General features: G+C 63.5%; 10 protein-coding genes. 4 read left to right on the top strand and 6 right to left on the bottom strand.

The features are described 5' to 3' along the window. The first annotated feature begins 553 nt into the window (after positions 1-553). From KXD98_RS28285 to KXD98_RS28270, 4 genes are all read left to right on the top strand, one after another. A complete protein-coding gene (locus KXD98_RS28285) occupies positions 554-976 on the top strand; it encodes a PIN domain nuclease (RefSeq protein ID WP_260758362.1) in 423 nt (140 codons plus the stop codon). 22 nt (positions 977-998) lie between these two features. After that, entirely contained in the window at positions 999-1,703 is a 705-nt protein-coding gene (locus KXD98_RS28280; RefSeq protein ID WP_260765537.1) for an AlpA family transcriptional regulator, read from the top strand. Positions 1,704-1,876: 173 nt separating this feature from the next. Further along, on the top strand, positions 1,877-2,683 hold the full coding sequence (locus KXD98_RS28275; protein ID WP_260765538.1) for a hypothetical protein: 807 nt from the start codon (positions 1,877-1,879) through the stop codon (positions 2,681-2,683). Continuing rightward, entirely contained in the window at positions 2,683-3,369 is a 687-nt protein-coding gene (locus KXD98_RS28270; RefSeq protein ID WP_260765539.1) for a hypothetical protein, read from the top strand. The genes KXD98_RS28275 and KXD98_RS28270 overlap by 1 nt, the downstream gene beginning before the upstream one ends. A 79-nt stretch (positions 3,370-3,448) precedes the next feature. Here the strand turns inward: KXD98_RS28270 and KXD98_RS28265 are convergent, their stop codons facing one another. From KXD98_RS28265 to KXD98_RS28240, 6 genes are all read right to left on the bottom strand, one after another. After that, positions 3,449-3,817, bottom strand: a complete 369-nt coding sequence (locus KXD98_RS28265; RefSeq protein WP_260765540.1) for a hypothetical protein — start codon at positions 3,815-3,817, stop codon at positions 3,449-3,451. Beyond that, complete coding sequence (locus tag KXD98_RS28260; RefSeq protein ID WP_260758387.1) at positions 3,814-4,551, bottom strand: hypothetical protein; 738 nt, start codon at positions 4,549-4,551, stop codon at positions 3,814-3,816. Before KXD98_RS28260 ends, KXD98_RS28265 begins: the two co-directional genes overlap by 4 nt. Next, positions 4,548-10,082, bottom strand: a complete 5,535-nt coding sequence (locus KXD98_RS28255; RefSeq protein WP_260758388.1) for a helicase-related protein — start codon at positions 10,080-10,082, stop codon at positions 4,548-4,550. Before KXD98_RS28255 ends, KXD98_RS28260 begins: the two co-directional genes overlap by 4 nt. A gap of 170 nt (positions 10,083-10,252) precedes the next feature. Beyond that, positions 10,253-10,831 carry a hypothetical protein gene (locus tag KXD98_RS28250; protein WP_260758390.1) on the bottom strand — a complete coding sequence of 193 codons (579 nt, stop codon included), beginning with the start codon at positions 10,829-10,831 and terminating at the stop codon, positions 10,253-10,255. 85 nt (positions 10,832-10,916) lie between these two features. Next, on the bottom strand, positions 10,917-11,777 hold the full coding sequence (locus KXD98_RS28245; protein WP_396883407.1) for a hypothetical protein: 861 nt from the start codon (positions 11,775-11,777) through the stop codon (positions 10,917-10,919). 203 nt (positions 11,778-11,980) lie between these two features. Continuing rightward, a complete protein-coding gene (locus KXD98_RS28240) occupies positions 11,981-12,232 on the bottom strand; it encodes a hypothetical protein (protein WP_260765625.1) in 252 nt (83 codons plus the stop codon). Positions 12,233-12,372 lie beyond the last annotated feature (140 nt).

Genomic DNA, 12,372 nt, shown 5'->3' with positions numbered 1-12,372 from the left:
GTTGACATAACGGAGCTTATCGGCAAATGCGTTGTGCAGCAGGGTAATTCGGCTTAGATAATTGCCAGAGTTGGTTGTCCGTACTATCCGCACTATGCCACACCGTGAGGCCAGATCGCACCCAGACCGCGAAGAAGGTCGCCCTGAGTTCGTTTCGCGCAGGCGCACAGACGGCGGCTTGCGAGCCGCGCTGAGCCCGTGTCAGCATCACTCGGCCACTTCCCGCGGAGCCCTTAAAACCCCTGCCCTACAACGGGTTACGGCTCAATACGTCACTGTGACAAAAAGGGGAGGCCGGCGAGTTATCTAAAGCGGATATATACTGAGTGTCTCGACAGCATATACCAGGAGGTATGGTGACGAAACGGCTGATCGACTTAGACGATGATCTCCTGGCTGCTGCACAGCGTGAACTCAAAACCGCGGGCGTTTCCGACACTGTTCGGATGGCACTCCAGCAAGCGGCAGCCACCTCGGCACGGGCCCGTCAGGTCGCGTGGTTGCAGTCAGGCGCGCTCGAAGACATGGCGACACCCGAAGCGCGTAGGAACGTATGGCGCTGATCGCGCGCTACGTCATCGACACCAGCGCGGCCGCGCGGATGCGGTCGGCGCCGGTCGGCGCTCGGCTGGCGCCATTGATAGAGGCCGGACTGGTCGCAACGACCGCACAGCTGGACGCCGAAGCGCTATACAGTGCGCGTAGCTCCGAAGAGTACGAACAACTTTGGTCCGATCGGCGGTTGGCGTATGAGTATCTGCCGACAGGTGACGAACAGTGGCAAGCGGCACTGGAGGCTCATCGCGCGCTCGCGCGAACGGGCCAGCATCGGTCGGTCGGTATGGCGGATCTGCTGATCGCGGCGGTCGCTGCGCATCACGAGGTAACCGTCATCCACTACGACTCCGACTTTGAGACGGCCGCCGGCGTAATCCCCTTCGAACAGCGGTGGGTTGTGGAACGAGGCACCGTCTGACTGGCGACGCGACCACACAAATGTGGCACACAAATGTGCTCAGCTCTATACTTACCCCATGCAGGAATACTTGAGCAGCACGCAAGTAGCTGATGAGCTGGGGATTAGCAGAGATGCACTCAACTCGGAGATCAGGGCTGGCCGTTTTATTGCCCCGGATGCTGTCGTCGGTGGCCGCTTTCAGGGATGGAGTCGCGAGACGGTGGAGCAGATCCGCCGAGATCGCGAGGGCGGGAATGTCATTCGGTGCGACGTCGCTGGTGTGCGATACCTGATCGCTGAGGTACGAGAGGCGGCCGAAACGGTCCGGGCGTATGGCTTTTCACCCGGAAAGCCCGTCAGCGACGTCTACGTGCAGATTCCGAGAACCTTACTGATCCTCGTCGCGCGGATGGAGTCCGAAATGCGGCGGCTGATTGTCCTCGATCACACGTATGCACGCATCATCACCGGTAGCGATGACCCTCGGCACCACGAAGAGACACCCATCGAGTTCGAGGTGGACCCGGTGAACAGCCTCGTATTCCCGCTAGGGACCGATCCGCAGATGCGCTCGTACCGACTGCGCAACGCTGCCCAACAGTTGGGAGCCGTGGTGACACGGATGCCCGATGTTCTCAAGAGCGCAGAAGCTCGTGCCGTGATGCGGGCGCTGGGCACGGAGCGCGACAAAATCACCGACTACACCGACGAACTGGAACAGGACCTCAACGAGTCCATCGCATAGCACCAGATTAGGCAGTCCATGAGGTATCTTGGTAGGCAACGCCATTGCGCGAAGGCGGACTCCCTCGGTCGCGTTGCAGCTCCCGCCCACATCGGGGTACTGCTACCGAAGATCTCTCCGAGGACCAGGCTCATCGGGTCACGCGCTCCCAACAAAGATCGCACGTTGTTGATGTGGGCGACTACGGGCAAATGTCTTTGAAGGGACTCGTGATTTCCATGGCATCTTCAAATGCGCGCAAGCGCGCGGCGCGTGAACACCAGCAGCGTTTCCCGGGTACACCGTATCCGGTGGCACTACGCGCCGTGTCCCACGGTGAAGAAGCACTCCAAGTCGTGATCGGCAAGGCAGGCGGGCATCCATACTGGGTCGACATTGAAGAGGCTGCGAGCGGAGGCAACGGTCCGCATATTGCGGTGATCGGCACCTCCGAAGTCGGCCGTCGCAGCGTAGTCGATCTAATGATCGACTCGATGTCCGCCCGACCTCCTCAGCGCGGGGTTGAGGTGCTGACGACGCGGGGGGACATTAGCGGTACCGACCACCTGATTGAGGAACGGACTCGTCAGTTACAGCAGTGTGGGGTACGGGATTTCGCTGAACTGCGCAGACGGAGCGCCACCGAGCAGAGCGACCCGGGTGACCGCAGCCATGCGGTAGTCGTGGTGGTCGACGGTGATCGCCTGATGGAGGAGTTCGTCCCGGTTGCAACGAGGGAAGGCCGCGTGACACGGGCAGGAGCCGACGAGTCATTGTCCGCACTGGCCCGCTTGCTGCGGCGCGGTCGTTGCCTGGACGTTCACACAGTACTCAACGTGCGGCAGTTGTCAGGCCCGTGGCTCACGAGTCTGTCTGGGCTCATGTCAAGCGTCGTGGAAGTGGACGAGAGCGGCACTGCCGCCACCTGGCGAAATGTGGGCGTTCGCAGCGCCCCGGTCGATGTGGTGTTGCCAATGAACAACGAAGGAAAGCAGTCGTGATGTCGATGTCATCCCCGGGGTCGCCGGACGCGTATCAGCAGATCGGTGCGCAGTACGTCGCGTCTATGCGTGACGGCCTATTGGGAAAGGTGTTGGAACAGGCCCGGTTTGGGGCGCTCGATCCGGAGTGGCGCAGCAGTGTCGTGCTGCCAAAGGAGCGACTGCAGCCGCAGATGGTCACTGACGATGACCGGGCAGTGGTGATGGAAATCCAGCAGCTGCCGCGCCAGCCGTGGGAACCTGGTCAGGCCACTTGGCGGGTAGCGCTCAACGCGTGGTTCATTGCCCAGTTCGGCATCAGCGAGCGAGCACGGGTACGCAGCGCCCAGACGCAGGTGACGCTACTCGAAATGCAGGGAATGACAGCCATGTCGAAGTTCACTGTCGCCGGCCTGACGGGGACCTATACCGACGACACGGTGCTCGAAGAGCTGACAGCGCTCCCCTACTCGGAGCTGCACGATCCCAACACCGCGGTGCACAGGGCTCAGCGCGATGAACTGATAGCGAGCTATCTTGCTGGGCTCGATGATGCCGGTATCAGCAATGACTGGGCTGAGTGGCTACGGGCGCGGTCAGAAACGTGGGGCAATCCCATGCTGCAGAACAAGTGGAACATCATGTTGAACGGCCCAAGCCTGCGAACAATGTGGCGGCTACCCGATTACTGGCACAACGCTGAGTAACCACAATCGCTGCCACATCCGGTGTTTCTTCCCGAAGGTGGGAACCGCTAACTAGGTAGGTCCTCGTAGTGCAGCAGCACTACGGCGGCCGGAGTTTCCACAACGTGAAACTGAGTGATGGCGGCCGGCAGCTCGTGGGCGCCTCGGTCCAGGTGCTCACGCAGGCAGGGCAGTCGTGGTGAGCGAGGTGGGCCAGGCTGACGAGCAACGTGGTGACAGGTGCGGGATCAAGCATGGTCTCGTAATGGACTGTGAGCAGCGGTAATTGGCTGACGCTGTACGGGTGGCGGTAGAGCGAGGCGTGCGCGGTGGTCACCACAGGGTCAGCCTCGGCGCCGAAGCCGGGAATGTAGAGGGGACGTCCGTCGGTGAGGTGGTCAAGTCGGGATCTGGCGTAGCGGCCCACCTCGGAGGCGAGGACCAGTGGCGGCATGGCGCGGGTGCTCATAGCTCCAGCCCGCCTTGGGAGGTGTGGTGACGGCTGTGTCGGGGTCGGTGGTGCTCCCACCAGGCGTGTTGTTCGGGGGTGAGGCCGTCCTTGTCTGCGGCGGTGCGCTCGGCGGCGGCCTGCTGGTGCGTGGTGGTGTCCTGGGCTGCTTGGCGGGGCAGTAGGGCGGCCAGGCGGGGGTCTTCGTGCCAGCGGTCGCCGTAGACGGAGTGGCCGATCCAGAGCGCGATGGCGGGGGCGGCGGGTCCGGCCAGTTGTAGTGGCGGGGTGTGGTCGTCGGCGAAGGACATGGTGACTGCCCGGCGGTGGGGATCAGGGTAGAACTCAGCCATTTCGCTGTACCAGAACGATGTCCACCCGCCTTGGGGGCGGCTGCACATCAGCCGTTGGTTGGTGGTCAGGACAGCGGCTTCGCGGTAGTTGGTCCATTGGGGTTGGCTGTTGCGGTCGGCATCGCGTCGGCGCCGGTTGTTGACGACACCTTGGCCGGCCATGGCGGCGGCCATCAGGACCGGGTTGACCATGAAGGGGGCTTGGGCGCGTTCGTAGTTCCCGTTGCCGGCGGCCAGGCGGCTGTAGGTGGCGGGGCTGCTGAGGCGGGCGACCTCGTTGGAGTTCAGGAAGGGACCGTGCACGGCCACGGTGGGGGGTTCTTTGCCTGAGCGTAAGGCCGTGGCGGTGCCGACTGCGTAACTCCACCACGGATCGGCTGCGGGCGCTGCTGGAGTGCTCACAGTGCCCTCCCCTCGTCGCCGCGGTGCTGTTGGTCCTCGCGTTGGGCGTCGCGGTACTCGCTGGCGCGGGCCTGTTCGGCGAGTCCTTGGGCGAAGCGGTATTGATCGGCGGTGGCCAGCCCGGATTGTTCGATCAGGAATGGAGTGGGGTTCAGGTGCAGTGACCAGCCGGACTGGCGGCCGGCGGCCAGCAGTCTCTGCTCGGCTTCGGCAGCTTTGGCTTTCGCCGCCTCGGACTGGGCCTCCAGTTGCAGCAGAGTGGTCAAGGTGGTGTGTTCTTCGCGTTTGGCTGCGAGCTCTTCGCCACGGTCGAATGGCTCGACCTCGGTGTTGGTGAGGTCGGTCAGGGAGTCTGTGAGGTGGTCGTGCTGGACCTTGAGTCGCTGGTGGTGGGCGGGAAGGTCTTTGTAGAGGTTCTCCACTCGGGTCAGCAGTCCGCGGGCTTTGGCGCTGCTTGCCCCGTTGGTCTCCCCCACCTTCGGTGCGCTGTCGTGCAGGTCTTGGATAGTGAACGCGATTTCGGCTGAGGGGCCTTCAAGGGTGACCCAGAGTCGGTCGCCTACATGGTCACGGCGGGCGTGGAGAGCGATGCCGTTGATGGCGGTGTTCAGTGGCCGACTGTCGTGGGATGCTGCGTTACTCAGGGAGCCGTAGACGCGGCGGCAGACTTCGGCAAAAGGCGCTGCGCAGTCCTTGCGTTCGGGGTAGCGGCGTCCTTCGACCACGATGTCGGCTGGGGCGTCGGCGGGCTGGGATGCCATCGCCTCCAGGGTGGGGGTGAGTGCGTCCAGTTGGGCGGTGGTGATGTCCAGTTGGCGCTGGCGTTGCCGGATATCGCGGTCGCGGGCAGCCATGCCGTCGTGGTAGGCCCGTTCCAGCGCGGCGAGGTGCTCGATCTCGTCTTGGAGCTGGACCTGGCGGACGTAGCGGGGATCTCCGGTGGCCAGCGCCTTGGTTTCGGCGGCCGCGACGGTCATCTCGTTGCCGCCGATGTCATCGACTTCATCGACACTGATGTCGGCGCGTTTGACCTGTGCGATGAACAGTGACTTGGCTTCGATTTTCTGCCACATCACCACGTCGTAAGAGCCTTCTACGACGTAGTTAAAGATGCTGACTGTCTCGTTCTGGTTTCCTTGCCGGATGATGCGGCCTTCGCGCTGTTCGAGATCGGCTGGCCGCCACGGTACATCGACGTGATGTAGTGCGACAGCACGGGTTTGAACGTTCGTCCCGGTTCCCATTTTCTCGGTGGAGCCGATGAGCACCGACACCTGGCCGCGGTTGCATTCATCGAACAACCGCAGCTTGTCTTCGGCTTTCTCGGCGTCGTGGATGAAGCGGATCTTCTCGGCCGGCATACCCCGGGCGATCAGGTCGTCGCGGATCGCGCCGTACATGTTGAAGTCATTCTTCTTCTTGCCGCCCTTGCTGGGTGTACCGCGGTCGCAGAAAACGATTTGCAGGCCGCCGGGGGTGGGCATGTCATGGCCGTACTGGGGGTCTTTGTAGATGGTGTCGGCGTACTGCCGGTGTACGGCCATGATGTTCTCGGCGACCGCGGCGGTCCGGGAGTGGGTGGGCTCGGGTAGATGGACCATGCGAGGGTCGAGACTGGCTTCGCGGCCATCGTTGGAGATTTTCAGGATATTGTCGCGGGCAAGGTTTTTCGGGTCCAGGTCGCCGGATCGGTAGCCGAGGTCGGTGATGAAGTCCCGAAGGGTTTGATCGGCCGGGATGCTGACGATGGTGCGCTTGCCGTCGTTGCTGAGTTCGGGCAGCTTCAAGCCGATCTGATCCCGGGTGATGACATCGGTGAACACCGACGAAATGCGGAGTAACTCTTGGAGGTTGCAGAACTTTCCGACTCGGGTAACCGGCCGCAGCTGTGTGCCGGTCGCGTTGACTTCGACGGTGTTCACGGTCGCGGTGAAGGTGGTCGCCCAGTCGTTGATATGCAGGACCCCGGCATCTTCGAGCAGATCGGGGCGCAGATAGCGTTGCATGACATATAGCTCGCCAAGCGAGTTGGCGATCGGGGTTCCGGTCGCGAAACTGGCGACTCGCTCGTCGGCGGGGGTGGGTGTACGGCCGGCGGCGATAGCGTCCTCGCGGCGGCGACCTCGCAGCAGTTCCATTTTCATGGCCAGGTCGTCGGCGCGTTCGGAGCCGTCCGGGCAGGCGAGTTCCTTGACGGGGCTCAGTCGGGTCCGGTTCTTATACATGTGGGCTTCGTCAATCATCAGGTAGTCACACCCGGTGTGTTCGAACAGAAGTCCGGTGTCTTTGCCGTCTTGGTCGGTGAGTTTTTCCAGCTTCGATTCGTAGCGTTGCAGTGCTGCCTCCAGCCGTTTGACGGTGGCGGCGGTGGCGTTGTCTCCGGTGATGTTCTCCAGGGATTCGCGCAGCATCTTCGACTCTCGGGCGATGTAGTCGCGCTGGGCATCCTGCCCGACGGGAATGCCCATGAACAACGATTCCGGGGCGATCACCATGTCCCAGTCCGAGGTGGCTGATTGGGCCACGAATCGGCGGCGGCCGGCGGGATCGGTGCCGGGGGTGCCGAGCAGGATATCTGCGCCGGGATACCACCACTTGGCTTCTTTTCCTACCTGCTCGATGATGTGGTTGGGGACCACAATCCAGGGCTGGCGGGCCAGTCCGAGGCGGCGCAGTTCCATGGCTGCCATGAACATTGTCCCCGATTTACCCGCTCCCACAACGTGATCGAGAAGAACGTTGGGTTCTGCGATGATGCGGGCTACCGCGTCACGCTGGTGGGTGTGTGGGGTGAACCGGTGTGACAGGCCGGGCAGCGTCAGCGCCGCGCCGCTGTATTTGGGGGCGCGCAGGCTGTTGAAGCGTTCGTTGTAGGTGGCCACCAGTTCGGTGCGGCGGGTGTCATCGGCGAACACCCAGTTCTGGAATGCCTCGCTGATCTTGGTAGCTTTGGCTTGCGCAGCCACGGTGGCGTTGCGGTTGACGCCGGTCCGGCCGGTGGTTTCGGTCTCCTCTTTGGTATATCGGATGGCGATTTCCTGGTTATTGCACACCATTTCCAGCAACGAGATGGCATCTCGTTTGGGGAACCGGGTGCCCCAGGTCTCGGTCATGGCGGCGCTGTTGCGGCTCTGGCACTCGATCGACCAGACCCCTTGCACATGGTCGGCTTTCACATGCACTGGCACGGCGTCGGCGGCTTTGAATGTCTCGCTGGCGAACTGTGCGACGTATTTGGCGGCGATCCACGGTGATCCGGGGCGAGCGCTGATCTGGCTGGCTTCGCGGTCGACGGGCTGGACTTCGCGCAGGGCGGCGGCGTACTCGTGGTATCGCGGGTCGTGTTCGGCTGCGAGTTCTGCGTGTCGTAGCTGTTGGCGGACATTGCCCGACAGTGCTTGCGCGGCGGGAATGAGAATCTCTGGATCGCGTAGCGACGGGAAGACCAGTCCGCGCATCTTCTCCCGCGCGGCGGCGGGGTCGGTGTTCAGCAGTGTGGCGATGTGCGCAATATCGACGCCACCGTTGTGGTCCAGGCTGATGGCGAGGGCCTCTTCGGCGGTCTCCGCGCGGTCGCGGACCTGCGGTGGGCTCAGCAGGTCTACCGAGAAGATGGGTGCCTTGCGCGTCTGCCCGGTGAGTTCGTCGTAGCCCTCCAGCGCCAGCACTGTGGTCCAGCCGGGATCGTTGCGCAAGGCGGTGACGATGTGCGGGCGCATCTTGTACTGGCTGGGGGTTTCCCAGGCCTGCTCGTCCCACGCCTCGAGGAGTTCGGCGGGCACGGTGTGCTGCTCTGGGTTCTTCTGACGCCACCGCTCAATGGATTTCGCGAACGACTTGTCGTGGCGGTCTTGGGTGATGATGGAGGGCTTACTCCACTTGAAGCGTTGGATAGGACCATGTTTGGCGACGTAGGTGTCGTAGAGCCGGTTGAGTTCACCGCGCAGTTGTTCACGGACCTCGCTGGGCTGACCGGCCCGTTGTGATGACACGACCGCATTGGCAACATCACGCAGTTTGAGCAGGTGAATGGTTTCCTGCTTGCGGGTGTTGAAGACCTTCGCAGTCGCCCAGGCGTCCCCGGTCCAGGTCTGGAACTCATCAGTTGCTTCATCGAAGCGCAGGGTGTCGCGGGCCGGGAGTCTCGTGGTGACGGCGGTGATGAGGCCGGGGTCGAAGCTGACGTCGCTAACCTCGGTCAGCGAGGCGGCGGTGGCGGTGAGTCCTTGGCCTCGATTCCGCGCAGTGTCGATGATGGTGCGCAGGCGGTGCCCGACTTGCAGAGCCAAGGGGCTGGATTCGTCGGCAGTGACGTTGAGGGTCTGGTGGCCGTGGATTCCGTGGCCGAGGCTGGGGCGTCCGAGGATGTTCTCGGGATGGTCGTGGAAGTAGGAGTTGATGTCGATCTCGGTATCGGTGCCATCATCGGCAGCCACAGTCAGCGGTGCAGTGTGTAGCCAGTCGTCAGCGCCGCCTTCGATAACCCGGTCAGCTTCGCGGCGGCGTAGCACGAGAATGTCGGTGACCACTTCGGTGCCGGCGACACGCCGGAAGGCGTTGGAGGGCAGACGTATTGCGCCTAGCAGGTCGGCGCGGGACAGGATTTCGCGGCGAGCCTTGGGGTCGGCGTTGTCCATGGTGAAGCGGCTGGTGAGAACGATCTGGTAGCCGCCGGGTGCCGTGAGGTCCAAGGACTTGACGATGAAGTGGTTGTGGATGGACAGCCGGCGCGGGTTGTAGGCGGGATCGCGTAGCGCGAAGTTCCCGAACGGGACGTTGCCGATCACCGCGGCAAAGGAACCGTTGGGGACGTTGGTGGTTTCGTAGCCTTCGGCCCGAACCTGCGCAGAGGGGTAGAGGTAGGCGGTGATGGCTGCGCTGATGGGGTCTTTCTCGACGCCGACCATCTGCGCGGTCTCGGGCGCCAAGCCGATGAACGTTCCCGCGCCACACCCGGGCTCCAGGACCCGACCGCCGGTAAAACCAGCGTGCTGCAACGCTTTCCACATCTGCTCAGCGATGGCGGGGTCGGTGTAGTGGGCATTGAGTGTGCTTCTGGACGCGGCTTGGTATTGGTCGGGGCCCAGGGCCTCCTTGAGGTAGTCGCGCTGGGCTGTGTAGGTGTCGCTGCGGGTGTCGAAGACCTCGGGGATCGCGCCCCATCCCGACCAGCGGGCCAGGATGTCTTGTTCAGCGGCGGTGGCATGGCGGGCTTGGCCTTGGAGCTCGATGAGCGTGTCGATGGCGGCGAGGTTCGCGGTGAGCCGGGCTTTCGCGCCGGACGGGACCGCGATGGTGGTTCCGGGACGGTAGTCGATGGCCGGCGGTGAGGGCACTGCCGGTGTCTCGTTCTCACGCTGGCCGGTATCGCTGGCATCTGCGTCGGGCATCGACTGCGGAGCGCTGACGCGGGCCGGTGCCGCGGTGACATCAGTAGTTGCGGCCAGTGGAGTACGGGTCGTGTCGTCGCGGCTCGGTGCGGTGCGTTGGGGTCGCTTGAGGGTTAGCGCGTCGATAGCTGCCGAAGGCACCTGGTCGGGTTGGGCGCTGTCGTGGTCGGGTGCTGCTGGGATGAGCGGCGGTAGTGGGGCGCCGCCGGGGTCGATGACGCGAGGATCGGTCGGCAGGTCAAAGCTGTCCTCGGCAAAGAGCGCAAGCTGTGGGTCGTCTTCGGCGAGAGGTTGAGCTTTACGCTTGCGGGCTACTCGGGCGGGTACCCCTCGGCCGTCATCGCTTCGGCGACTTCGACTCCCAGGTCGTGGGTCAGGCGATGGCCCGGAGCGGTGGGAATCGCCCGGTTTTCTTCCAGCCGGGTTGCCAGCAGATATGCCGCCTTGACCCGGAACATCGCGCTGCGGTCCGGCCACAGATGGTCTGCGAGTTCCTCGATCTGTTCGCTCGGCTCGGCTCGATACACCAGGTGTCGCCACCGGTGAGTCCAGGGAATGTCGGCCGGTGTGGGCGGCTTGCTGTCGCGGCCCTCCGGTGGCTGCGGAATCAAGTCGTACAGGCTCTGCCGCACGATCGTTTCGCGTGCGTTCTGCAAGGCCGTCTCGTGCAGGCCGACCGTCGTCGCGTGGTCGGGCTGACTGTGGTGCTGCTGGGTCCAGCTCTGCACTGCCTGCTCCCCCAGCTCCAGTGCCAGCGTCGCGGCCTGATCGTCCAGCCGCTGGGTCACCAGGCTCAGGAACAGCTCTGTCTGCTCCGGGGACCACTGCGCTGGTATACCGATCTGGCGGTGATACACCTGGTCGACGGCTTGGCGCATCCACTCGGTCACTGTGACTGTGCTCCGATTCCTCGACGCTGAACAGACCCTGGTCCTCGGTGTCGGCCATAGTCGGCGCTCCCCTACTGCAATACCGCTAGTCATGGATTTCTCCCGTTCCTGCGGCATCACCCTGTTCGGGGTCGCCCATCTCCGACAACAGCAACGCGTCAAGGCGTTCTCTGTCACCAAGTTCACTGATCGCGACACTGACACGCTCCAGCGCCTCGTCTACATCCGAATGTAGCTGAGTAAGGCTCTGACTCTGGCGGGTCAGACGCACCTTCACCGCATTGAGTGTGTCCAGGGCACCATTGAGCGGAACCAACGCCGGGTTCGGCGCCACCTTGGGCCCTTTGCGCACCGGGGTACCGCCGCGCAGCGCGGTGAGCGCAGATCCACGCTCCCACAGCAAGAAGGTGTCGATGCGATCGAGGGTCTCTGCGCTCGGGCCGAAGCCTCGCTTACCCAGAGTCGCCAGCGTCGCGCGGGCCGGTCCCCCAATGGCGGCGAACTTCGATTTCGTCATATTGAGCTCGCGCAGGCGCTGATCGATCCACCGGAGCAGATGGTTGTAGTCCCAGCCAGCAGGATCTTCGAACGCCGTATCGAAGACATCGTTGAGCGCTGCCGTCGCCGCAGCGACATCCTCTTCCGGCGCGTCGACCGGCGGGGCCGGCAACTTGCCGTAAACGCCATCCTCGCGCGGTACAGGATCACCACCGTGCAGCGCCCGTTCTGCTGATCCAGGCTCCCAGCTCAGCAGGTCATCGAGCTTGGCCAGGGTTCGGTAGCTCGGCACCCGGTCGGCACCCTGAGTGATCGCTGTCAGCGTCGAGCGCGACAGAATTCCGTACTCGGATGCGGCAAGCACAGACAGTCCCAGCCGACGTAGGCGTGCCTTAACGTGGCGGGCGAGGAGGGCGACATCGGGGTCGCCGGGGTGGTCCTGGTCCACGACGGCCGTAATGATCGCCTCCCAGTCCCTCGTGCGGTCGGTCCCTTAGTGACGTGGTGGTGAGTGACTACGCCGCCACGTTGCCGCAGAGTTTACATGCACCGTTGGCATACATATAGGTCAACATCGCACAATGGATGATCGTGGCGTGTCGGCACACCTGCCACTCGGGGGCTCGTTCTATCAATAGAACGGTAGAGCGATTAAAGGCGGATTCTTCCCTGGTTGCTCGTTTCGGGCGCAGCTTCGCGGATCGCGGCCACAACCTGTTCGGGAGTCATGTGCTCGGCCAAGTGACGCACCGCGTAGCGGATGACCGCGCTTGCCGAGGTGACCTTGGGCTTACCGTATCGACCGGCTTCAAGTGCACGGCGTATGTACTTGTCCTCTTCCAGCTCCAGGTACGCCGTTGTCGGGTACAGCTCGGAGCTGCTACTGGCGGGTTGACTCGCCACAGCCTTGTCCGACTTGTCCCGTGCTGGCCGTTTCGCCTTAGTGCCCGGTGTCACGGCAGGCTCAGTCGATGGGCCTGATGGTGCTACTGACGAAGCACGCGTGTCCGTCGCCGCTGGCGTAGACGACGGCTCCGACTCCC

Origin of the sequence: Mycobacterium sp. SMC-4 (genome assembly GCF_025263265.1) — a bacterium.
GTDB lineage: Bacteria > Actinomycetota > Actinomycetes > Mycobacteriales > Mycobacteriaceae > Mycobacterium.
The sequence above is the reverse complement of the archived record's forward strand: the minus strand, read 5'-3'. Positions and strand labels throughout refer to the sequence as shown.

What these genes read in the sequence shown, in the direction of transcription:
- KXD98_RS28270 (WP_260765539.1), top strand. Translation starts at nt 2,683, where the DNA reads ATGTCGATGTCATCCCCGGGGTCGCCGGACGCGTATCAGCAGATCGGT.
- KXD98_RS28265 (WP_260765540.1), bottom strand. Translation starts at nt 3,817, where the DNA reads ATGAGCACCCGCGCCATGCCGCCACTGGTCCTCGCCTCCGAGGTGGGC.
- KXD98_RS28285 (WP_260758362.1), top strand. Translation starts at nt 554, where the DNA reads ATGGCGCTGATCGCGCGCTACGTCATCGACACCAGCGCGGCCGCGCGG.